Raw genomic sequence first — 22,825 nt, forward strand, 5'->3', positions numbered from 1 at the left:
TAAAATACACACACATTGGAGTTGCATGAGGATAACTTTGCAAGTGCGTGCCTTTTTTTATATGTTCGTCTTGATGGGTGCGTTTGTGTTTTCCATTTTTATACTGATCAAGCGGGATTATTCTCACCTAACAGAACTGCAAGGCCGTGCAGTTGCAAAAAGTATCAACGCTTCTATCATTAACACAATTGTGCAAGCTATCACTGTAGGAACAACTGAAGCTATTCACAAAGCCATTGATGATAGTAACAAGCTCCCGGGGGTTAAAATGAAATTCTACCCAAGCAAGGGAGATATTCAGCTCTTTGGACTCAATGAGTCGTTCACTACAGACCCTGATATTGTGAAATATTTTGACAACCCTAGCACTCCACAAGAAGTAAGCGTGAGAGATGGCAAAGATGGGGAACAGCATGTACGCGTCTTGCAACCTTTAGTAGGAGATAAGAGTTGTGTTGCTTGCCACACTAATAACAAGGTGGGGGATATGATTGGAGTGATGCAAGTTAAGCTCTCCTTAGGAGAGATTCATCGCAACGCAGACACGCTGAGCACTAAAACCCTCACTTGGATGTTAGCCATTTCTACAGGTATCATCATCCTCATCGCATCCGTGGTGCACATAGATGTCATTCGTCCTTTAAATAATTTGAAAGACACGGCGCAAGACTTAGTCTCTTCCAAAGAAGCCGATCTCACTAAAACACTTACCATTCGATCTAAAGATGAAATCGGAGTCGCATGTGGTCTTATCAATCAATTTATCGCCAAAATTGGGGCAATTGTCAAAATTGGTAAGAGTATTGTGGAGGAAAATAACCAAATAGGTACAGCCCTTAAGAGCTCCACCATTACCCTTAATGAGGCAGCTGATCGAGAGCTCAAATCAGTAGAAAATCTTAAAGACATCAACCATCAAGTAAGCGAAAATTTGCAGTTAGCCAAAGGGAATTTGGGAGATACCATTGAAAACTTAGATCAAACCGGAGTGATCTTGGGGGCGTTTGTAGGCAAAATCCAAAATTCAGTGGATATGATTTTAGCCTCTGCACAAAACCAACAAGAGATCGCCACTGAATCCGGCACTTTAATCAGCCACGCCAATGAAATTAAGGGCGTGCTCACCATTATTGGCGACATTGCCAATCAAACGAACTTACTTGCCTTGAACGCCGCCATAGAGGCCGCGCGCGCGGGCGAACATGGGCGCGGGTTTGCGGTGGTCGCTGATGAAGTGCGCAACTTGGCGAGCAAAACACAAAAATCCTTAGGGGATATTACCGCGATGGTGAATATGGTTACTCAGAGTATTGAGAGCATGGGGACGCGCATTCAAAGCGTAGCCACTCAGTCGCAAGAAGTCTCTGAGAAAACTTCATTATTGATCAAAGATGCGCAAAACGCCACACAAAACCTCAACAACACCAAAAATAAATCTCAAGAAACCCGCGATCAGACTGATATTGTCGTAGCCAAAATGGAAGAGCTCAACCAAATTACCTTAGACTTCCTCAATATCTTTAATGAAGTCAGAGGAGTACGCGAGCAGTTAGAGGCGCATAGCTTAAAGCTAGTAACTAAAAATCAGGAATTGGAAAGTGAGTTTGGAAAATTCAAAGTCTAGGGCGTATTGGAGTATAATAAGCCCAAAAAAGGGATTTTCATGGAAGTGGATATTGTGGTCGTGGGAGGAGGGCACGCGGGCTTAGAGGCCGCTCTTGTGGGGGCAAAGATGGGGGCGCGTGTGCACATGCTCACCCTCTTAGTGGACAACATCGCGCTAGCTAGTTGCAATCCGGCCATTGGAGGGCTGGGCAAGGGACACTTAGTTAAAGAAATAGACGCGTTGGGGGGGGTTATGGGGTTTTTGAGCGATAAAAGCGCGTTGCAATGTAGAATCTTAAACGCTTCTAAAGGGCCTGCTGTGCGGGGCACGCGCGCCCAAATTGACATGGACACTTACCGCATAGAGGCGCGCAATCTTGCCTTACAAACTCCTAATTTGAGCATTTCTCAAGAAATGGCAGACACGCTTTTATTAGAGGGGGGGGCTGTAGTGGGGGTACAAACTAATATTGGCAAAAAATACTACGCCAAGAAAGTTATTTTGACCACCGGCACTTTTTTACAAGGTTTGGTTCACATTGGCACGCACCAAAGTCAGAATGGGCGTTTTGGAGAGAGTGCCTCTGTGAAACTCTCTAAGCATTTAAGCGCGTTGGGGCTGGAAGTAGGCAGACTTAAGACGGGCACTTGTCCTAGATTGGCGGGCTCTAGCATTGATTTTAGTGCTTTAGAGCCCCATTATGGCGACCCTATACCGCCTCAATTTAGCCATGGAACCCACAATTTTAACCCCATCCAACTTCCCTGTTATCTCACCTATACCAACCCCAACACCCATGCCATTATAGAAGCTAATTTAGACAAAGCCCCCATGTTTAGCGGGCAGATTGAAAGCGTGGGCCCACGCTATTGCCCTAGCATTGAGGACAAGATTTGCCGTTTCAAAGACAAAGAACGCCACCAGCTTTTTTTAGAGCCCCAAACCCGCTCTGCTAGCGAATACTATGTCAATGGCTTGAGCACTTCTCTGCCCTTTGAAATTCAAGAACAGGTGATTTGCTCCATCAAGGGACTAGAAAACGCGCAGATCACGCGCTATGGCTACGCCATTGAGTACGACTTTATCCAACCCACAGAATTACACCACACTTTAGAGACCAAAAAAATCCCTAATCTCTATTTAGCCGGACAAATCAATGGCACGACCGGCTATGAAGAGGCGGCCGCTCAAGGGTTGATGGCAGGCATTAATGCCGTGTGTGCGCTCAGAGGCCAAAAAAGCTTCATTCTCGCGCGCAATGAAGCCTATATTGGGGTGATGATTGACGATCTGGTGTGCAAGGGCACGCAAGAGCCCTACCGCATGTTCACCGCGCGCGCAGAATACCGCTTGTTGTTGCGCGAGGACAACGCACGCTTAAGACTGGGCGCGCACGCGCACGCTTTGGGCTTAATGAGCGCGTCAGAGTATCAAGAGCTCCAAAGTCAGCAAGATCAAATTAGTCAAGCCATGCACACTCTCCAGCACACCACGATCACACCTAATAAGCAGACTTTAGCGCAACTCCATGCCCTCAACCTTGCCCCTATCCACGATAAATGCAATGGAGTCTTTTTGGCCGGGCGCGATGATTTTAGCTTAGAAAACTTGCGCGCCTTTTTTGCATGTTTGCAGGACTTGGATAGCGTGGCGTTAGAGCAAGTTAAGATCGCCTGCAAATACCATAGCTATATTGAAAAGCAGAGCGAATCGATTGCCAAAATGCAGAGCATGTGGGGGGTTAAAATCCCTCCCGATTTTAACTTTGAACATATCCGCGGACTAGGTTTAGAAGCCATTGAAAAGCTTAGCAAACACCGCCCTCAAACCTTGCTGGAGGCTTCTTATATTAGCGGAATCACCCCGGCTAATCTGGAGGTGTTGCAACTTTATTTACATCTGCATGCAAAGGCAAAGGGGGTGCTCCCATGAATGTTGTAGAGCTCACCCAAAAACTCCTCACTTACCCAACCATCACCCCCAAAGAAGAGGGGATTTTTGAGTGTGTCTGCACCTTTTTGGGCGATTTTAAAATGCTACGCGCCGATTGCTATGGGGTGAGTAATGTCTTTTTTTACAAACGCTTTGGCGATCCTACCCTTGAACCCCTGCATTTTTGCTTTGGGGGACATATTGATGTCGTACCTGCTGGAAAAGGTTGGAAACATGATCCCTTTGGGGGCGTGATAAAGGATAATATGTTATATGGGCGGGGCGCACAAGATATGAAGGGGGGCGTGGGGGCGTTTTTAAGCGCGTTGCGTGCAGTTTGCGACCAGTTGACAGATAACCCCCCTCCACTGTTGCTCTCAGTTTTGCTCACCAGTGATGAGGAGGGCGAAGCGCGCTTTGGAACTAAATACATGTTAGAAGTTTTGCAAGAAAAAAACCTTTTGCCTCATTATGCTCTTGTGGCTGAACCCACATGTATGCAGGCATTAGGAGATAGTGTTAAGATTGGGAGGCGTGGCTCTATTGGAGGGAAGATCATCGTGCAGGGCATTCCCGGGCATGTCGCCTATCCTAAAACCTGTCTTAACCCTATTAATCTTATTGCCGATAAGCTTAATCTCATCGCGGATGCGCATTTGGATAAGGCTAGTGCCTATTTTGAGCCTTCTAGGCTGGTGATCACCTCCTTAAAGAGCGTGTCAGAAGCTAGCAACATGACCCCTCAAACCCTAGAAATCTGCTTTAATGTGCGCCATTCCCCCCAAGTTGCCCTAGAGGATGTGGCCCATTTTTTAGATGTGGTTTTAGAGAAAGTCCCCTGCAATATCGCTCTCAAACAAAATTCTCTCCCCTTTTTAAGCGCGCAAGATAGCCCCTTAGTGGCGCATATTCAAAGCGCGATCGCCCAAATTTTAAAGCGCACCCCTTGCTTAAACACGCAGGGAGGCACGAGCGATGCGCGTTTTTTTGCCGCTTGCGGGGTGGAGGTGGTGGAATTTGGCTTGCTCAATAGCCATATCCATTCCCTAGATGAATGCGTCTGCTTGCAGGATTTGCAACAATTACAAGGGGTCTTTGTGGCGTTATTACAACTCATCATTAAGGAAGCCTATGGCAAATAAACATGTAGTTTTTAGTTCAGATAAAATTGGAGAGGGAGATTTGGGTGCGCAAGTTCTAGTGGGCTTTTTGAAGAGTCTAGCAGAAGTGCCTACAGACTTGCTCCCCAAACAAGTGATTTTTTTAAATCGAGGAGTGCTCTTGAGCACACACAACCCCCACCTAGAAAACCCCCAAGCCTTGCAGGCTTTAGAAAATTTGCAAAAACTAGGGGTAGAAATTCTTTCTTGTCAAACTTGCGTAGAACATTTTGAGGGCAGAATCGCGCTGGGGCGTCTTACCAACGCCCGTGAGGCACTACAATCTCTATTGGGCAGTCAAGATACGCTGATCTTTTGAGCTATTGATCTGAATCGCTCTTAGGGTAGCAGAAGCGATACCCCCTACGGCGCACGGTTTCCACCGTGGAAATCCCTAAAGGTTTGTCCATTTTTTGGCGAATCTGATTGATCGCCACTTCGATCACATTGGGCGTTACCAGTTCTGGTTCTTCCCAAATCGCATCTAGCAACTGCTCTTTAGAGACGATTTGATCACGATGACGGGCTAGGTGGGTGAGTACTTCAAAGGGTTTGCCCTTCACCTCAATTTCTTTACCCTTGTAGATGATCTTCTCTTCATCAGGGTTGATGACTAAGTCCTCAATCTCTATGATGCTAGAGCCCCAAAAGCGCAAACGCGCCTCAATCCTAGCGGCCAGCACGCCAAAATCAAAGGGCTTGACAATAAAGTCATCCACGCCCTCTTTAAAGGCTTTAATCTCTTGCTCACTAGAAGCCTTATTGGTAAGCATAATACTCACAATGGTAGGATGTTTAGATTTAGCATAGGGGATGAGATTTAACCCACTCCCATCACTGAGCTCTAGACCGACTAAGATGAGATCGTAGTTGCGGATACTGATATAGTACTCCCCATCCTCCAAATTCTCAGCCGTGTCTACCTGGAAACCTTTTTCGCCCAAATAAACACTGATTTGTTTGCTCAAGTGAGCATCGTGTTCCACTAATAAAATGCGCATCACAATCCTTTGTCGTCAAACTTAAAGAATTATAACATATTTTGCACAATCAGATTTCGATGTACAACAGCTTAAATAACATATAGAAACACGGGAATTGGCTAAAATACATGATCGATTCGCAGGAGTTTTTAAATGCATTACTGGACACAGGAGAGTGTCCAATTAGCTGACCAGCTAGACTATTTGGATCGACTTTTTAAAATTTACCCCATTTCGTCCAATACGAGGCACTCGCTAGTTCCCCGTGTGCTTGAGGAAATTAGCTATGCTTATGCTAACTTGAATCCGAGCAGTTATTGCAAATTTTATTGCAACAAGAAATTTTTCCTCTCAAAAATTCTTGTGCCATTTATTTAAAGCGGGACCTCTCAGCACTTGGTCGTAACCTTAAAATGATCGCGAGGTGATGGCAAAACTCTTAAGAGAATATCAAAATCAAATCGGTTTAATCTACATCGATCCACCCTATAACACATGTCAAAACTTTACTTACTCTGAAGAACGCACCGCCACTATCAGTAAAAGTGTCCATGATCATTTAGTCTATTGCAATCATTTATCCCTAGAAGGTTATTTAGAATTTATGCATGAAAGACTTTTCTTAATCTGGCAACTACTAAGTTCACAAGGCTCCTTATATGTACACACAGATATAAAAACTGGACCTTATTTGCGCCTGCTTTGGATAAAGACTTTGGCAGAGATAATTTTTTAAATGAGATAAGTCGAGTCAAATCTAACCTCAAAAATTTCAAGTGTAAAGCTTATGGTAATGTGAAATACATCATCTACTTTTACGCTAAAAAGAGAGGATGCAATATTTTTAACCACATTAAAGAGCCTATAAAAACATTACCTGCAAGATTTAATAAGGTGGACACGCAAGACAGACATTATACTACCATTCCCTGCTATGCCCCTGGAGAAACAAAAAATGGGGCTACGGGGAATTATGGCGAGGCAAACTCCCTCCAAAAGGGTAGCATTGGCGCGTCTCCCAAATGTATTAGAGGAGTTAGATCGGCAAGGACTTATTGAATGGTCAAAAAATAACAATCCGCGCATTAAAAAATACGCTCAAGACTATCAAGGCAATAAAATCCAAAATATTTGGTCTTATTTCAAAGATTCCCAACGGCCTATCTATCCCACGCAAAAAATACAGACATGCTAGATATGATTGTGTGGCAATATTCTTTAAAAGTTCCATTGTCATGGACTGCTTTTGTGGTTCAGACGGTTTTCTACAGGCAGGCTTAACTAATGGTCGCCAAGTAATTGGTATCGATGCCTCAAAGGTGGCAATTAAGTTAGCTCTAAATACTATTGATGAATCTTACTAAAAACACGCCTACCAACGATAGCCTAAGGAGGCAGAAAAAATACGCAGTTGGCCAATATCATTAGATTGGTAATAACTTCTGCGGTTACTCTTAAAGGTAAAAGTCCCTCCCCAACCAATATCAAACCCTCTAAAATTATATTTTGCTCCAAAGGCGATCGTGTAGCCATTAGAGTCGGGAATACCGATGGCATCCTGAGGGCTAGGGGCTTGATCGTAACTCAATGCGCCCATTAGGCGTAAGTTTCTGCCCATGTAAGTTGTGCCAATTCTAAAAGTGTTGGTATCCCTCCAACCTGCTCCCATGTTCATCACACTATTAAAATCCGCGAGCCCTACCATCTTTTTAAGCGTAGAGGAGCTCAAAAACTGCACGGTGCCTCCGATGCCTTGATAGCTGGCATTAGCAAAGTCTGGAGTTACTAAGAATTTATTTCCTTGAGACCAAAAGGTGCGTTCATACACACCCTCTACGCGTAAATGGTGTTTGAAAAACTCATGGGCATAGGCGATATTAATCACTTGGGGCAAAGAAACATTAATATTCAAACTACCCTTAGTGAGCACATTGCCTAGGCTAGGCCCTAGCTTGGTTAAAGCAGTCAAGCTACCCTTCATGTTAAAAGTCGCGCTACTATTATAAACTATGGAAAACATGCCGCTATTAAAAACGCGCATGCTTGCAGCAATCTTATAACCCCCGCTCCACGCGCTCCCGTTACTCTGTTGTACTACCTGAGAAGTGCCATAGAGATCAGAGATGGCCTCTTGCAACCCACTATTTTTCATCACCATTTTAAGTTGGTTATAGAAAACCTGACATTGTGGCGAGTTTTGATCCATGTCAGCCTTGCAGTTAGCAGCTGCGGTGTCGCCAATGCTGGCAAGTTGTGCGCGCATGCTTGAGGGCACTTGTTGGCTAAAAACACTATTGGGCAAACCCAAAATTTGATCTCCAGTAAGCACAGAAGCTCCGTGCAAAGGGACATAAACGGTGTTATTAAAACTCCCTGTTGCATACAATCCTCGCGCGCTCACTCCTACAGAAAAGCGGTTATTCAGTGTGTAGCTCATGCTAGGGGCAAGCTCCACCATCATAATAAATACATTTCGCAAAAACTCTCCGCCCAAGCCATTCCATTTCATGCCCAGTCCAGAGGGAGCGGTAAAACTTCCTCCAAAAGTGAAGCCATTGTGCGTACGGGTCTTATAAAAAAACTTAGGGAGCACAAAATTAGTTGTGCCTGTCCAACCACGCACCACCTGATTGTTTGGAAAAGAGGCCACCGTGGTAACTTTTTGGTTGGTAAGATTTTGCAGATTTTGGACAAGATTCATCACCGTCTTTAATCCACCAGTAATTAGAGTTTTGCCTATGTCTGAGGCCAAGCTTCCCAAACCCAAAGCTTGGACAATGGCAAGCATATTTTCTTTGGATTTGTCAATTTTGAGGCTTGTGATGGAATAGAGACCTTGATTGGTACTAGGTACCATAAATTGAAAAGCGGGGATATTGATAACCGTGCTAGTAACTTCAAACTCGCTTTGATTCTCACCCCAATCGTTGTTAAAACCCATATTAGCAGGGTTATAGTAGCTCGCATCTGCCCCACGCGCCCCAGCAATATAAGCAGAACCTAGAGCGGTGCCATTTAAACTTTGTTCAGAAACTTTAAATCCATTAGCTCCTACAGCTATAGGCAGACAAGCGTAAAAAAATTTGAGCCAAAGACGCATCGTTCAAGGGTGGTATTGCTCGATCACCACCGCAATATTTGCACTCATATTTTGAAACAAAATTTTACCCGGTTTGCGTTCGTAATAAATTACCTGCCCATTTTGCACAAAGCGTTGAATAAGATCTCCATTGGGCTCAATGCGCTTGCCAACCCCTTTAAAAATATCGCGCCCTAAGACAATATCATCAAAAAGGTTAGCGTAACTTACACTACCAAACATATCTTTAGCGGCTGTCCATTTAGGGCTACAAGTACCAGAAAAACAAAGATAAGCTTTTTTAATAGTGATAGTGCCTATCTTCTTACTCAATTTATATAAGGTAAGCTGGACATTGCCTTCTAGGTCATGCCCAATGGTCCCATAATCATAAAAGCGGAAAACGGGAGTATAAATGTAAATGAGCTTGAATTGCTCTAAGGCCTTTTTACGCGCTTCTGCTTCTTGAGCTTTGCGTTGTTGCTCTTGTTCTTGCTTAGAAAGTTTTTTAGGTTTAGAAACCTTTTCGTGCTTAGAAACCTTTTTAGGCTTGGGTGCTTTATGTCCACAAGCAACAAAAAAGAGCCCCAAAATTAGGGCTATGAAGAAAGTTTTAGAAAAAATAGCCATACCCTAGCGTTGCGCAAAAACACTTATAGCGATCTAGCCCCGCCCTGCATTGAACACGCTATACCAAATGCGGCCATCTAATTTAAGCTCCATGCTTACCTGACATAAACCATCTTTATAGATCGTTTCTGTGATTTCCGCATTGCGAATCAAGGCATTTACTTTGGTTTTAATCACAGAGTTTTGCAAAATCATGTCCTTCACCGTGTCAGTGGCGTTCACTCTGATTCCATACATTTTCTCGCCCAACTGGCGGTAGCCATCCACAATAGCCGCGCGTTTAGCTAAGGCCAGAGCTTGGGAGGGTGAGATAGTGGACTCGGGTGCAACCCCCATGCCTACTGCGCTCAACTCAATGACATTGGTAGGAGTGAGAATAGGAGTATTGGGCACCATTGCTGGAGTAGCCGCACTATTAGAGATTCCACTCTGCGCTGAGTTATCAAAGCGGGGTTCTGGGGTGGGTGTAGCAGGGGCAGGTGCCACAGGAGCAGAATTGGTCATCCCCCTAGGTGAAAAACCTTGTGGCATAGGAGGGCGACTGGTGCTATTAAAAGTGGTAGGAGGGTAAATAGGGGCCTGCAAACCTGTAGCAGAGGGAGGAATAAGTTGCGCCGTTCCCGCTCGCTTAAATCCGCACCCAGCTATCACAAACACTAGGCTCATACATAGCAGGGGGGCAAAACGCCAAGTCTGACCCACACGCACCTTTTGCTTCATCTCTCACCTTTATTTAAATGATTTGATCTTCTATTATAACATAAAAACATCATGAAAACTTGATTGACCATGATTTGGATCGCGTGTAGGGCCTATTTTTTGGCCAAATTTTTTAACACCCATGTGCTGTAAGTTCCCCAAAAAATATACAGCAATGTGAAAACTCCTAGTAGTCCCTGATACCACAGCAAAGGAAGTACGGATAAAAAATCTACACTCCCCTTAGTAAATCCAAGTAGAATGAGCATTTGCGCCCCATAGGGAATCAGCCCTTGAAAGATACAAGAAAAAATGTCCAAGATCACCGCGCTCTCACGCCGGTCTACACTAAATTTTACGCTAATTCTCTTGGTGATCTCGCCTACAATCACAATGGCCACCGTGTTGTTTGCTACAGCTAAATCTACCACACTCACCAAACCTGCAATCCCAATTTTCGCGCTTTTAGGCCCCACGATGAGTTTTTCAATCTTGGAGATAACCCATGCTACCCCCCCCTCACGCGTTACCATAAAAGCAATCCCTCCGGTCAATAAGGAGAGCAAAAAAATCTCCTGCATACCCGAAAAGCCGTTATAAATTTCCTTGCCAAAACCTAACAGCGTGAAATGACCATAATACAGCCCAATCGCTCCAGAGAGTAAAATCCCCACAAAGAGGACCAAAAACACATTTAATCCTAACAAAGCCAAGAGCAATACAAATAGGTAGGGCAAAGTTTTAACAAACTGAAAATCATGGGCATGTAGTGGCACGACACTTTCTGGTCGCCCATAGATCAAGAGCAACACAATTGTAATCACACTTGCGGGCAAGGCAATGTAGAGGTTGATTTTAAACTTATCTTTCATGGCTACATCTTGGGTGCGTGTGCTAGCAATCGTGGTGTCCGAGATAATAGAAAGATTATCTCCAAACATTGCCCCCCCCATCACGGCAGCCAGAGCTAGTGCCATAGAAAGCCCGCTTTGTTCAGCCAAACCTACGGCAATGGGCCCTAGAGCAACAATTGCGCCCACGCTTGTACCAATCGCTGTGGAAATGAAAGAAGCGATCACAAACAAGCCTGCCGCTAGATATTCCTCAGGAATGTAGGTCAACCCTAAATTCACCGTGGAATCCACTCCTCCCATACTTTTGCTCACAACCGCAAAGGCTCCGGCTAAAAGATAGATTACGCACATGGTCATGATATTTTTATCCCCACAACCAGCCAAAAAATCATCAAACTTTTGATTGAGATCGCTTTTAAAAAGTAAAAATGCGCTAGCCACTCCCACGCTAGCAGCCACTGGCCCGGGGAGTTGGTAAAAACCCATTTTTACCCCGACTAACTCTAAGTAAATCCCCGTGCCTAAATAAACAATGATAAAAACAAAGAAAGGAACAAGCCCTAATGCGCTAGGCTGGGCGTGGTAAGTCTCCTGCTTAAACTTCTGCATGTGTGTCCTTTGTGTGCGGAATGGGTATGAGAAAAAAGGCTACCCACACACATCAGATCGCTAAGATGTAGGGAAAAACGCCTAGCTCTCTGTGTCGCAACAAAAGACCCCATGAAAAACCCTTTTTAAATCTCAAACTCTGACTTAATACTAGCAAGCGCATTTTTAAAAAGTCAAGGTTTTGCATTATAGCACAAAACTATATGAAGAAAACAATAGTGTACATTGCCAAAAAGCAGATGAGAGAAAAGACATCGCCATTAGCTGGCGATTTTAGTGGATACCTAAGAAAATCTTACCAAGATACAGATTTATTGCTACCCAGTTTAGAAATAGGGAATTCCCGACTCCACACTTCTAAACCATTTTTAATGCTCGCTAAAGAGAGAATAAAAATATAGTCAATGCGTTGTTTGCTAGAACTAACTCGCGCATTTCTTTGAATAACTTTCCCACTTAAAGAGAGATCGGGTGCGCGCAAAGTACCCTTTTCTTGAGTAGTTTCTTGATTAAATTCCTCATTGTTACGCAACTGGCGCGCTCTATTGATCATTGCATCCTCACTACCTCCACTCCCAGCAATTGCCTTTGTAACATAAAACTTGCCATGTACCTGATCTTTGAGAGTCTGGAGAACTAACTGACTGAGCTGTTGCGTATCAAAATGTTGCATGGTGTCATTCAATATGTCTGAAACTGCGATCACCTTAGGGCCTTTGATATTTTGAACATCTGGGCTCTGCAACATGGAGGCTACGGCGGTTTTTGCAGCTGCTTCGATGTCGTGATAATCCAGGCCTGTTGTTGCGTATTTAGCCTGATCTTGGGGAGCGATATAGCTTACACTATTGCCCCCACATCCTGCCAATACCAAAGCACCCACCACACAGGTAGCCCAAATTTTTTTATTTGTGATTTGACAAATCGCCATCTTCTTTCGCCTTTTGTTTGATTTGTTCTTTGTGATCTTCTTGAGTTAGAGGTTTGCGCTTTTGAACAATAGTGGAAGTCTCCAACGCCTGAGCGTCCATCTGCACTAAAACATAGGCTCTTTCTTGCGCTATCCACTCAGCTTTTAACTGCGTCCCTTGAAGCTCCACACTTGCCTGCAAAGGGTCTTTTTTATGTTTTAGAAGTATAAAATCCGCTAACTTGGAGCGCGCCTGCGTGGTCGCAAGGCTTAAGGCATCCTCACTAGATCCCTCTAAAATCTCAGCCATGCCACAAGCTAAAATGGCATCTTGATGGACAACCACAGGGCTATCACACTGAGCAACCCATTTAGGAGCGCCACCAGCACAGCCCCAAAGACACAGCCCTAAAACCCCCCATACCTTTTTGAGCATTATTTCTTAGGTTTCAATCCTAATTCAGCGCGGATTTTATAAACAATATCTTGATCTAGGCCGACCAAAACCCACACTTTATCCTTGCCCACCCAGCGAGCGACTTGTTTTGAGGCAGTGAGTACGCGATCCACTTTTTCGCCAATACTAACGCTACTGCTCTTATTCAAAGAGCCACCCTCCCTAGAGGTTTGCGCTTGCACATCTTTAGTTAATTCTGTCTTAAGGTTAGCAGCCAAATTAGCTCTTGCTTGGGTTGCAGCCTGCTCAGTAGCATAGCTTACATCGCCATTCAAAATATCATCTTCGCCTCTCCCCAAAAATAACGAACTATATTCCTTACTGCCCATCTTGACTTTGCCAAGATCGCCATTAACCCAATCAGGCGCACCCTTAGTCTGAGCGAGATATTCCTTATTCTCCTTGCTCACACCCGATTTAGGTTCGCCACACCCAACAACAACCAAAGCTGTCGCGATACCACCCGCCACCAAAGCCCATTTAAGTTTTTGAGAAACCATCTTAACTCCTTATTAAAGATTAAAGTCTAGCATGTCTGATTAAATCTAGCTCTTAAACCTACACTCTAAAAGGGTTCTCTACCACCTTTTTACGATCCACTACATAGGGAATCAAAGCCATGTGTCGCGCGCGTTTGATGGCCACTTCTACCCGCTCTTGCCACTTTTTACTATTACCAGTCAAACGCCTAGGCATGATCTTGTAGCGTTCAGAGAGAGAGTAGCGGAGAAGCTCGAGGTCTTTATAGTCAATAAAGTCGATCTTTGCCTCCGTGTACTTACAATAGCGTTTAGAGTATCTTTTTTTTTCCATAATCATCCTTTCTTAAAATGGCATGTCATCATTGATGTTAATCTCAGGAATCGACTCAGGTTCTCTCTTGGGCGAGGAGCTATAATTACCTCCACTAAAAGCAGGTTTTCGATCCCAAGCCTCTCCCCCCTGACTCTCGCGTTTAGAATCTAGCATCACAAGGTTTTCTACCACAATCGTATGCTTGCTCTTTTTGTTACCTTGTTGATCGCTCCAAGTCTCGAATTTTAAACGCCCCTCAATAAGCACCTTCGAACCTTTGTGTAGGTATTGACTAGCGATCTCTGCAGTGCGCCCCCACAACTCTAAGTCAACAAAACAAGTCTCCTCGCCCCTACTCCCATCTTGGCGTTTAAAAACATGGTTTGTTGCAATCCCTGTTTTGCCTAAGGGGCTTCCGCTGGGCAGGTGGCGCAACTCTACATCGCGCGTAAAATGCCCTACTAGGGTAATCTTATTGTACATCGCTCTTAAGGGATTCCACCGCCTTGTTACTCTCAGATGTCTGTTCTTTGAGGCGTTGTTTTGTCTCTGTGCCGGGTTTCTTCAAGGCGCGATCGACTAAAGTCTGCCAAGCTTTTTGCTCTTTTTTACTTTCATATTTGAGAATAATGAATCGGAGTACATCCTCATTAATGCGATATAACCTCTCTAATTCTAGGACTGCGTGTGCTTGGGCTTTAAAATAGATCACAAAGTAATAACCCCGTTTTTGCTTCTTAATTTCATAGGCAAGCTGACGGATTCCCATATCCAAAGTGGCTTCTATAACTCCACCTTGTTTATTAATCACTTCCTGATAAAAAGCTATTTTTTCCTTAATCTCCTCCTCTACCATCGTAGATTTGAGGATGAACATCGTCTCGTAATGTTTCAAAAAATCTCCTTTTGGCTAACGCCCTTCTGCAATACAAAAGAGCAAGGTTTAAGCTGGTCATTCTAGTCAATATAATCTTGTATTTTTATTAAAAAACGCCACCCTGCTTCTGTATCGCCCCGCATACTTTGCACATACCAATCTCTGAGTGCTTCAAAGATAATAATAGGAGCTTTGAGCCGAGTACAGCGTTGGCGTAATTGCGCGGATACAGCAGGCGGAGGGTTAAAACCCAAGATTTCCCTAGCCTGTACACTTCCATGCATTTTTAAGTGCATGGCAAATAGTGTGAGTTGGTAAAAATAACGCCCCACAACACGCACCAATTCCACACCATCTAAACCCTCCTGCTGTAAACGATTTAAGATCGCCAAACTATCCCCCTTGCGCTCGAATAGAGCTTCAAAAAGCTTCTCTATCTCCACAGCCCCTCCTCCATGCATATTTTCTTGCACATCTGCCATCGTTATAGGCCGTCCTAGAAGGGCCAATTTTTCAAGCTCTTGATAGGCTATTCCTACATCGTTATATTCAAGCAAGAGAAACAATGTTTGCGAATCTACAATTACTTTAAGTGCCTGGGCTCTTTTTTGTAATAATTCTAAAAACTCAGAGGATTTAGGGGGAAAAAAGCGCACCTCTACAAGCGTTTCTGTCAGTTTAGGGTGCTTGAGCTGTGCGCTAAATTGCTTACATTCTTGGATATAGGTATTTTTGTTGAGGGGGTAGAAACCGATAATGAGCGCGCTCTTAGAGCAAGTGGCTACAGCCTCTAACAACGCTGTAATTTCTTTATTTCCAAGTTTTTTATCCAATTTTAGTAAAACCACGCTCCCCTCTCCAAAGAGCGAATCTTGACTCAAAACCTCCAACACGGCTTTAAAATCATAATCGTTGAAATAATAGCGGTATTGCTCTGCTTGAGCATAGCGTCTTAAAATCTCATTTGTATAGTGATCGATATAGAAAGGCTCGCCATAGAGCAATGCCACGCGTGGGGTAGCACGCTCCAAATAACTTAAAAACTCTTGGTGATACAACTCACGCCTTAGGGGCGATCATGTTAGCAGGATTGACGAATTTATCAAAATCCTCTGGACTCACTAATCCCAACTCTTGAGCGGATTCTTTGAGACTAATATGCTTTTTATGGGCGTTTTTAGCCACTTTGGCGGCATTTTCATAACCAATATGGGGATTGAGCGCGGTTACAAGCATTAAAGAGTGGTGCAGATAGTGATCGATCTTTTCTTTATTAGGCGTGATTCCCACCGCGCAATGGGTGTTAAAGCTCTCCATGCCATCAGCCAGTAAAGTCAGACTTTGCAAGAAATTATAGATGATTACGGGTTTAAAGACATTGAGTTCAAAATTGCCCTGAGAGGCGGCAAAGCCAATCGCTGCATCATTGCCCATCACTTGCACGGCGACCATCGTCAACGCTTCGCACTGGGTGGGATTGACTTTGCCCGGCATTATGGAGCTCCCCGGTTCATTCTCAGGGATATTAATCTCGCCCAAACCACAGCGCGGACCACTGGCTAGCCAGCGGATGTCATTAGCAATCTTCATCAAATTAGCCGCTAAACCTTTAAGCGCGCCATGCGCAAAGGTGAGGCCGTCATGGCTGGTGAGCGCATGGAATTTATTAGGCGCGCTTTTGAAGGTGTAGCCGGTGAGCTGGCTAAGTTCTGTGGCGACCTTTTCTGAGAGTTGGGGATGTGCGTTTAGCCCTGTGCCCACTGCCGTGCCCCCGATGGCTAGCTCGCTTAGATATTCCAAACTCTGTAAAATCTGTGCTTTAGAGTGCTCCAGCATGCTCACATACCCGCTAAATTCCTGCCCCAGAGTGAGAGGGGTCGCATCTTGTAAATGGGTGCGCCCGATTTTAATAATGTCTTTAAATTCTTGGCTTTTGGCTTGCAAAGTGGCGTGCAGTTTGTCTAGCGCGGGCAAAAGGGTTTTATGCAATTCTAGCACGCTCACAATGTGCATAGCTGTGGGGAAAGTGTCATTAGAGCTTTGGGACATATTTACATGGTCATTGGGGTGGATGAGCTTTTTTTCTCTAAAATTCCCACCTAAAATCTCGGTGGCGCGATTGGCAATGACTTCATTCACATTCATATTAGTCTGTGTCCCGCTCCCAGTTTGCCAAATGGCTAGGGGGAACATGTCAGCTAATTTGCCTGCGATCACCTCATCGCAGGCTTGCACGATGGCTTGGGATTTTTGCGCGTCCAATTTGCCCAACTGCGCATTTACCACCGCAACAGAGCGCTTTAATTTGGCAAAGGCTCTAATGAGCGCGGGGGGCATTTTTTCTGTGCCAATTTTAAAGTTTTCAAAGCTCCTTTGGGTTTGCGCGCCCCAATACTTACTATCCTCTACCTTGACTTCGCCCATAGTGTCATGTTCAATGCGATACATCCTCTTCCTTCCTATATAGAGATAGAAAATTTTAACACGCCAAACTTTAATTTCCACAAATCACACACAGACACGAGCTAACATGCGACACATTTTAAATTAAGGAGTATTTAATGCGGATATTAGGCGCAATGGCATTGGCATGTGGCTTGTTGGTGGGGAGCTTGCAGGCTTGGGATATGCAAATTAAGGCTAAGGAAGTCAAAGTAGTCTTAAAGTCTGATCAAAAACCTGTGAGCGGGAATAATCATTTTAGCTTAACCCCCACTTTAGCTGGTAAGCCTCTTAAGGGTGCGCAGGTCAAACTCAAGTTTAGTATGCCTGAGATGCCCGGCATGCCTGCCATGCATGAAAATGCCCAAGTGAAAGAAAAAGATGGATTGTATGATGTGAAAGTGAATTTGCCTATGGGGGGCACTTGGCAAGTAAAGCTAGAGCTTAAAACCAAAGAAGGTAAAACTTACAAAGGCAAGGGTAGCCTAGATTTATGAGGCTAAGAGTCTTAGTTTGGGGAGCTTTTTTGTTGTTGGAGGGGCTTTTTGGATCGCATCAAGCAACGCGCTTGGAGACCATCACTCCCTCTACTCAAAATCTGAATATCAAAGATATTTACAAAAAGTTTTTAGGCAAAAACTCCCAAATTGAGGGCTTAGAGGCGCAAATAGCCAGTCTTAAGGCACAGGCTAAAGCTGTGGCGCGTTGGGATAACCCAATTTTGTATGTGGGCTATAACAATGCAGATGTGAACAATTTTTTCATCTTAGATTCTAGCTTTATGCAAAGTATTAGCGTGGGCTTGAGTCAAAAGTTTGATATTAATGCCAAACGACACACTCAAAAACAAATTGTGGATTTGGAACGCCAAAAGAAGCTTTTGGAACTCCAAAAACTCAAACAAAATATCGCTATTGGTGTACTGACTAATGCGATCAATGTTTATAGAAACACTCAAAAACTCGCCTTGATCAAGCAAACTCTGAGCAACTTAGACAATATCCTTTACAACGCTCAAAATGCAAGCAATCCGGATTTAGTAACGATCTCCAAGATCGAAGTACTCAAATCTCAATTAGAAATCAAACAAAATGAGCTTGAGGATGCCCTAGAGGACAACAAGATCAACATTAGTGAGCTTACTTTTAGTCAAAGCGACCTACTTTCTCTTGCACCTAAAAACATGGCTTTGGACAGCGCACAGGAATTGCAAAAAATCATGGCTAGCAATTATGATCTCAAAATCGCCCGTTTGCAAGACGGCCAAGCGCGCAAAAACATCGTTTTAGCTAAAAAAAGTTTTTTAGAAGATATTAATGTAACTGCTAATTACCTCTTCCGCTCGCGTATCTTTAATATGTTTACCATTGGTGTAGCCATCCCTCTGCCTATTTATGGCAAACAAAATAACACTTTGCAACAACGCAAACAAGAGCATTTAGTAGCAATGAACAATATTGAAAACACAGCTAACCAAATCCGCCATAAAGCTAAAAAGCTTTTAAAAAAAATGGCGCAACTAGAAAAGAATTTGACGAGCATAGAACACATTTTAAACGCTAGTGGGCGTGTTATGCAGATTTATGAACAGAACTTGATCTCGGGTGGGGATTACAATAGCTATTACAACGCCTTTAATGATGTGATTAATGGGCGACTCTCCAAGATTGACGCTTTGAGCGATCTTAATGTTACTTATTTAGCCTTAGAAAATCTGAAGGGACTTGAATGAAATCTTTAAGCCTATGCTTGGCGTTGCTAGGTGTGCTGTGGGGAGCGTCTGATACTATCAAAGTTACCCTCAAAGAGAGCGCGCCTTTTAGGCAATATTACGCCTCTTTGCAAGCAGACGAACAAAAGAGCTACAGCTACACCTTACGCTTTGATGGTTTTGTAGAAAAACTCTATGCCGATCAAACTTACAAACCTATCAAGGCCGGTGAACGGCTCTTTAGTATTTATTCTCCCTCTTTAGTAGGGGTACAAAGTGAGCTTCTCTCGGCTCTGCACTTCAATAGGCAAGTAGAGGAAATTAAGGAAAAATTGCGCCTTTTAGGGGTAGGGCAGTTAGAGATCGCGCGTCTAATCAAAGAGGGCAAGATCATTAATAGCATGCTGATGCGATCGCGCTTCAATGGCATTATCTTTACCAAGAATATCCAAGAGGGGGGATTTATTAAGGGAGGCACAGAGGTTTATAGAATTATTGATCTAAGCTCCCTATATGCTATTGCCAAGATTAATCAAGAGGATTTAGATTTTGTGCGTCATTTGGCAAAAGCTAGTATCTCTATTGAGGGCGTGCCGGGTGTTTTTTCTTTAGATTTTTCTAACATTAATCCCCTTGTCAATGACAAGGATAAAATGCTAGAAGCTCGCTTTATACTTAAAAATCCTCAAGGGGTTTTTTTTCCTAACATGTTTGCCCGCATCACGATCTATCAAAGGGCTAGAAAAATGCTAGTTTTGCCCAAAGAAGCGGTGTTGGTTAAAAACGATAAAACCATTGTGTTTAAAAAAGAGGACGGGGATTTTGAAATTACTGAAATTCATGCCAAACGCAATAGCGATGGGAGCTATGAAATCTTGGAGGGTTTAAAAGAGGGCGATGAGGTCGCTAAAAACGCCCTCTTTATTCTCGATGCCGATGCGATCAATAATGGGGATGAGTGATGATTAATGCGCTGATCTCTCTTAGTCTTAAAAATAGGCTAGTGGTGGTTTTGGTGGTGTTTTTATTATTCCTTATCTCCCTTTGGGCGATGAAAAACACCCGCCTAGACGCTCTGCCCGATCTCTCCCCCACGCAGGTGGTCGTGCAGGTAAGTTACCCTAATCAAAGCCCCCAAGTGGTGCAAGAACAAGCGGTCTACCCCTTAGTGTCTAATTTAATGGGCATTGCCGATGTAGAGACGGTGCGCGGGATTGCTAGCTATGAAACCGGCTTGATTTATATCATTTTTAAAGACGGCGTAGATTTGTATTTTGCACGGGATCGCGTCTCAGAGCAAATGGCACGGGTCAAATTGCCTCCTGAGGCTAAGGTAGAAATGGGGAGTGATTCGACCTCCATTGGCTGGGCTTATCAATACGCGCTCAAAAGTAAAACCAAGAATCTAGCCGAGCTAAAAACCCTACAGGATTTTTATTACCGCTACGCGTTGTTAGGGGTAGATGGTGTGAGTGAGGTCGCTAGTGTGGGCGGGTTTGAGAAAAACTATGAGGTTACCATCAATAACGATGCGCTAGTCAAATACGATTTGAGTATTCAAGATGTGGTTAACGCAATCAAAAAATCCAACAAAGATACGGGAGGAGGGATTATCTTAGAAAACGGATTTGAAAAAATCATCCACGCGCAAGGTTATACCAAGAGTCTAAAAGATTTGGGAGAGATCGTACTTAAAACCCCCAATCTCACCCCCATTAAGCTAAAAGACATTGCTACGATCAATTTTACACCAAAGCCTAGACGATCTGTAGCTAATCTCAATGGCACGGATGAAGTAGTGGGCGGAATTGTGATGGTGCGCTACCATGCTGATACTTATAGCATTTTAGAGCGTATCAAAGAAAAAATTGCCCGCTTGCAAGAAAGCAACCCGGATGTGCAGATTGTGCCTGTCTATGATCGTAGTGAGCTCATTAAAAAGGGGGTGGATAACCTCATTCACACCTTGATAGAGGAGAGCGTGATCGTCTTGGTGGTGATTGCGTTATTCTTACTGCACTTAAGAAGTGCGCTAGTGGTGATAATCACTTTGCCCTTATGTGTGTGTTTGAGTTTCTTGCTCATGCATTTTTTCAACATTGAGGCGAGTATTATGAGCTTAGGGGGGATTGCCATTGCCATTGGGGCGATGGTGGACGCGGCTATTGTGATGGTGGAGAACGCGCATAAGCACTTAGGGCATGTCAATATGCAAAATGACAAAGAACGCCAAGAGGCCATCATTACCGGCGTAAAACAAGTAGGACCGGCTATTTTCTTTGCCCTCATGATTATTGTCGTGTCTTTCTTGCCCATCTTTGATCTAAGCGGGCAGGAAAAGCGACTTTTTTCCCCTCTAGCCTATACAAAAACCTTTGCAATGCTTGTAGGGGCTCTACTCTCTATTAGCATTGTACCCATTTTGATGATCTTTTTTATCAAAGGCAAGATTGTAGAGGAATCTAAAAACCCTATCAACGCCTTTTTTATCAAAGTTTATGGCGTGTGTTTGCTCTTTGTCCTGCGTTTTAGGTATGTGTTTTTAGTCCTAAGTGTGCTAGGTTTGGGCGGGCTATATTTCGTCTATAAAAAACTCAACTGGGAGTTTATCCCAGCTATTAATGAGGGCGTGGTGATGTACATGCCTGTAACCACCAATGCAGTAGGCATTGACACGGCTAAAAAATACTTAGAAGAAACCAATAGGCGCATTAAAAGTCTCCCAGAGGTCAAGCAGGTTTTTGGCAAGGCGGGGCGGGCTAATAGCAGTACAGATAGCGCAGCTCTCTCTATGCTAGAAACCTATATTGAACTCAAACCTAAATCTGAATGGCCTGAACAGATCACCTATGAACAACTCAGAAATAAATTAGAACGCACCCTACAACTCAAAGGCTTGGTCAATTCGTGGACTTACCCCATTCGTGGGCGTATTGATATGCTCTTGACTGGGATTCGTACCCCCTTAGGGATTAAACTCTATGGCAAGGATTCTAATCTATTGCAAGATTTAGCTATCCAGATGGAGCAAACACTAAAAACCCTCCCCCAATCTCTCTCAGTGTTTGCCGAAAAATCTAACAATGGCTACTATCTCAATGTGGATTTGCGCGCGGAAAAATTAGCCCAGTATGGGATCACTAAAGAAGCTATCTTAGACATGATTAGCTATGGCGTGGGTGGGGCGAGTATTTCTACCCTTATTGATGGCGTGGAGAGCTACCCTATCTCTGTGCGGCTTAAAGATGTGCAACGCGACAATATTGAGAGTTTGGATAATCTGTACATTAAAACTCCTTATAGTTTCGTGCCTCTGCGCACCTTTGCAAAGATTTATTATGAAAACGCCCCAGCTGTGCTCAAAAGCGAAAAGGGTCTGAATGTGCATTTTATTTATATCGTGCCTAAAAGCGGAGTGAGCTCAGAAACCTACCGCCAAGCCGCTTTGAAGGTTTTAGAAAAGATAAAACTACCTAGCGGGTATTATTATGAATTTTCAGGGGAGAGTCAGTACTTAGATGAGGCTTTTGCAACTCTTAAATACATCGTGCCTATGAGCATTTTCATCATCTTTTTACTGATTGTCTTTGCGCTCAAAAACACCACAAACGCCCTTTTGTGTTTTTTTAGTCTGCCTTTTGCCTTTTTAGGGGGGTTGTTTTTTATGAAGTTGCTGGGTTTGAATTTGAGTATCGCTGCTTTAGTAGGTTTTTTAGCCCTTTTAGGTGTCGCCTCTGAAACGGCGATTGTGATGATTATCTACCTAGAGGATGCCTATCAAAACTTCTTAAAGCAAGCCACACACACCAGCACCAAACTCAAAGAGGCGATCATGCACGGAGCAGTGCAACGCGTGCGTCCCAAATTGATGACCTTTTTTAGTATCTTAGTTTCTCTTGTACCCATTATGTACTCACATGGCGTAGGCTCTGAGATCATGCACGCCATTGCCGCGCCCATGTTAGGGGGAATGATCACTAGCGTGGTGCTCACTCTCTTTATCATTCCTACTGCGTATTTTGTAATCAAAAATGTAACCCTAAAATCTTTGACCTAGAAGGAAAGCCTAAAAAACACCTCG

The 22,825-nt window shown here is 43.8% G+C and carries 24 protein-coding genes; 11 read left to right on the forward strand and 13 right to left on the reverse strand.

The genetic code is table 11. The annotated features are described in order from the left end of the window. Nucleotides 1–25 precede the first annotated feature (25 nt). The 4 genes from C6H00_RS07160 to C6H00_RS07175 are packed head-to-tail and all read left to right on the forward strand — an operon-like array spanning nt 26 to nt 5,017. A complete protein-coding gene (locus C6H00_RS07160; protein ID WP_104750299.1) occupies nt 26–1,624 on the forward strand; it encodes a methyl-accepting chemotaxis protein in 1,599 nt (532 codons plus the stop codon). Nucleotides 1,625–1,657: 33 nt separating this feature from the next. Continuing rightward, on the forward strand, nt 1,658–3,538 hold the full coding sequence (gene mnmG / locus C6H00_RS07165; RefSeq protein WP_199769217.1) for a tRNA uridine-5-carboxymethylaminomethyl(34) synthesis enzyme MnmG: 1,881 nt from the start codon (nt 1,658–1,660) through the stop codon (nt 3,536–3,538). Next, nucleotides 3,535–4,680 (forward strand): succinyl-diaminopimelate desuccinylase, encoded by a 1,146-nt coding sequence (gene dapE / locus C6H00_RS07170; protein WP_104750301.1) that lies wholly within the window; start codon nt 3,535–3,537, stop codon nt 4,678–4,680. Before mnmG ends, dapE begins: the two co-directional genes overlap by 4 nt. Continuing rightward, nucleotides 4,670–5,017: a hypothetical protein gene (locus tag C6H00_RS07175; protein ID WP_104750302.1), complete on the forward strand. Its 348-nt coding sequence runs from the start codon at nt 4,670–4,672 to the stop codon at nt 5,015–5,017. Before dapE ends, C6H00_RS07175 begins: the two co-directional genes overlap by 11 nt. A 1-nt stretch (nt 5,018) precedes the next feature. Here C6H00_RS07175 and hsrA read toward each other — a convergent pair whose 3' ends face one another. Next, nucleotides 5,019–5,699: a homeostatic response regulator transcription factor HsrA gene (hsrA, locus tag C6H00_RS07180; RefSeq protein WP_104750303.1), complete on the reverse strand. Its 681-nt coding sequence runs from the start codon at nt 5,697–5,699 to the stop codon at nt 5,019–5,021. A gap of 135 nt (nt 5,700–5,834) precedes the next feature. On the opposite strand from hsrA, the gene C6H00_RS09165 reads away from it, so the two are divergent. The 3 genes from C6H00_RS09165 to C6H00_RS08585 all read left to right on the forward strand — a co-directional run bounded on the left by C6H00_RS09165 (nt 5,835) and on the right by C6H00_RS08585 (nt 6,876). Further along, entirely contained in the window at nt 5,835–6,059 is a 225-nt protein-coding gene (locus tag C6H00_RS09165) for a hypothetical protein (RefSeq protein ID WP_104750304.1), read from the forward strand. 49 nt (nt 6,060–6,108) lie between these two features. Further along, a complete protein-coding gene (locus C6H00_RS09170; protein ID WP_104750305.1) occupies nt 6,109–6,417 on the forward strand; it encodes a DNA methyltransferase in 309 nt (102 codons plus the stop codon). Between the two features lie 270 nt (nt 6,418–6,687). Then, the gene (locus tag C6H00_RS08585; protein ID WP_158655757.1) at nt 6,688–6,876 is read left to right on the forward strand and encodes a hypothetical protein; all 189 of its coding nucleotides are present in this window, start codon (nt 6,688–6,690) and stop codon (nt 6,874–6,876) included. 177 nt (nt 6,877–7,053) lie between these two features. On the opposite strand, the gene C6H00_RS07205 is transcribed toward C6H00_RS08585, so the two are convergent. The 12 genes from C6H00_RS07205 to fumC form a co-directional block, all read right to left on the reverse strand. Next, entirely contained in the window at nt 7,054–8,781 is a 1,728-nt protein-coding gene (locus C6H00_RS07205; RefSeq protein ID WP_104750308.1) for an OmpP1/FadL family transporter, read from the reverse strand. A 3-nt stretch (nt 8,782–8,784) separates the two neighbouring features. Continuing rightward, entirely contained in the window at nt 8,785–9,390 is a 606-nt protein-coding gene (locus tag C6H00_RS07210; RefSeq protein WP_104750309.1) for an HP0838 family lipoprotein, read from the reverse strand. A 33-nt stretch (nt 9,391–9,423) separates the two neighbouring features. After that, a complete protein-coding gene (locus tag C6H00_RS07215; RefSeq protein WP_104750398.1) occupies nt 9,424–10,056 on the reverse strand; it encodes an LPP20 family lipoprotein in 633 nt (210 codons plus the stop codon). A 146-nt stretch (nt 10,057–10,202) separates the two neighbouring features. Beyond that, a complete protein-coding gene (locus C6H00_RS07220; RefSeq protein WP_104750310.1) occupies nt 10,203–11,552 on the reverse strand; it encodes a Na+/H+ antiporter NhaC family protein in 1,350 nt (449 codons plus the stop codon). Between the two features lie 295 nt (nt 11,553–11,847). Continuing rightward, nucleotides 11,848–12,483, reverse strand: a complete 636-nt coding sequence (lpoB, locus tag C6H00_RS07225; RefSeq protein ID WP_104750311.1) for a penicillin-binding protein activator LpoB — start codon at nt 12,481–12,483, stop codon at nt 11,848–11,850. After that, nucleotides 12,458–12,898, reverse strand: a complete 441-nt coding sequence (locus C6H00_RS07230; protein ID WP_104750312.1) for a hypothetical protein — start codon at nt 12,896–12,898, stop codon at nt 12,458–12,460. Before C6H00_RS07230 ends, lpoB begins: the two co-directional genes overlap by 26 nt. Further along, entirely contained in the window at nt 12,898–13,419 is a 522-nt protein-coding gene (locus C6H00_RS07235; RefSeq protein ID WP_104750313.1) for an LPP20 family lipoprotein, read from the reverse strand. Before C6H00_RS07235 ends, C6H00_RS07230 begins: the two co-directional genes overlap by 1 nt. A 58-nt stretch (nt 13,420–13,477) precedes the next feature. After that, nucleotides 13,478–13,732, reverse strand: coding sequence for a 30S ribosomal protein S18 (gene rpsR / locus C6H00_RS07240; protein WP_104750314.1), 255 nt, complete (start codon nt 13,730–13,732; stop codon nt 13,478–13,480). A gap of 12 nt (nt 13,733–13,744) precedes the next feature. Further along, on the reverse strand, nt 13,745–14,197 hold the full coding sequence (ssb, locus tag C6H00_RS07245; RefSeq protein WP_104750315.1) for a single-stranded DNA-binding protein: 453 nt from the start codon (nt 14,195–14,197) through the stop codon (nt 13,745–13,747). Next, nucleotides 14,187–14,609 carry a 30S ribosomal protein S6 gene (rpsF, locus tag C6H00_RS07250; protein ID WP_104750316.1) on the reverse strand — a complete coding sequence of 141 codons (423 nt, stop codon included), beginning with the start codon at nt 14,607–14,609 and terminating at the stop codon, nt 14,187–14,189. The genes ssb and rpsF overlap by 11 nt, the downstream gene beginning before the upstream one ends. A gap of 62 nt (nt 14,610–14,671) precedes the next feature. After that, on the reverse strand, nt 14,672–15,649 hold the full coding sequence (holA, locus tag C6H00_RS07255) for a DNA polymerase III subunit delta (RefSeq protein WP_233704476.1): 978 nt from the start codon (nt 15,647–15,649) through the stop codon (nt 14,672–14,674). A 1-nt stretch (nt 15,650) separates the two neighbouring features. Continuing rightward, nucleotides 15,651–17,039, reverse strand: a complete 1,389-nt coding sequence (fumC, locus tag C6H00_RS07260; RefSeq protein ID WP_104750317.1) for a class II fumarate hydratase — start codon at nt 17,037–17,039, stop codon at nt 15,651–15,653. A gap of 113 nt (nt 17,040–17,152) precedes the next feature. On the opposite strand from fumC, the gene C6H00_RS07265 reads away from it, so the two are divergent. The 4 genes from C6H00_RS07265 to C6H00_RS07280 are packed head-to-tail and all read left to right on the forward strand — an operon-like array spanning nt 17,153 to nt 22,801. Further along, complete coding sequence (locus C6H00_RS07265) at nt 17,153–17,530, forward strand: FixH family protein (RefSeq protein ID WP_158655758.1); 378 nt, start codon at nt 17,153–17,155, stop codon at nt 17,528–17,530. Next, nucleotides 17,527–18,765: a copper resistance outer membrane protein CrdB gene (gene crdB / locus C6H00_RS07270; protein WP_104750318.1), complete on the forward strand. Its 1,239-nt coding sequence runs from the start codon at nt 17,527–17,529 to the stop codon at nt 18,763–18,765. The genes C6H00_RS07265 and crdB overlap by 4 nt, the downstream gene beginning before the upstream one ends. Beyond that, complete coding sequence (locus C6H00_RS07275) at nt 18,762–19,706, forward strand: efflux RND transporter periplasmic adaptor subunit (RefSeq protein ID WP_104750319.1); 945 nt, start codon at nt 18,762–18,764, stop codon at nt 19,704–19,706. Before crdB ends, C6H00_RS07275 begins: the two co-directional genes overlap by 4 nt. Then, on the forward strand, nt 19,706–22,801 hold the full coding sequence (locus C6H00_RS07280) for an efflux RND transporter permease subunit (protein WP_104750320.1): 3,096 nt from the start codon (nt 19,706–19,708) through the stop codon (nt 22,799–22,801). The genes C6H00_RS07275 and C6H00_RS07280 overlap by 1 nt, the downstream gene beginning before the upstream one ends. Nucleotides 22,802–22,825 lie beyond the last annotated feature (24 nt).

It is taken from the genome of Helicobacter cynogastricus (assembly GCF_900197855.1).
Lineage (GTDB): Bacteria > Campylobacterota > Campylobacteria > Campylobacterales > Helicobacteraceae > Helicobacter > Helicobacter cynogastricus.